This window comes from Sphingobium sp. SG1 (assembly GCF_057063145.1).
In genome coordinates this window covers 1-271 of sequence record NZ_JBVVOJ010000087.1, presented here as the reverse complement: position 1 = coordinate 271, position 271 = coordinate 1, and the positions used below count along the sequence as shown (strand labels likewise).

1 pseudogene is annotated in these 271 nt (G+C 71.6%); it reads right to left on the bottom strand.

From position 1 onward, the window contains the following. Nucleotides 1-240: pseudogene (locus AC0KVN_RS27665) on the bottom strand (hypothetical protein); the annotation flags it as partial. Between the last annotated feature and the right edge of the window lie 31 nt (nt 241-271).

Below are 271 nucleotides of genomic sequence, written 5' to 3'. Positions count from 1 at the left end.
CTTCCGGGCTACCTCCGACATCAGCATCATGCCGACGAGGAACAGGTAGACGTCGGTCCCCTTCAGGACGCCGTCCCAGGCGGTGGCGGGGGCGAGCAGGCCGAGGGCCACGAGGGCGCCAGCGCCGAGCACGGCCCAGATCGCCTCCGGCCACGCGAACGGCCGCAGGATGACGCCGAGGGTGGCGAGCGCGGCGATCGCCCAGGTCGCGATATTGGGGGTCAGCGTCAGCGCGCCCATCGGGTCCGGTGGTCCTCTGGTGGAGTGGATC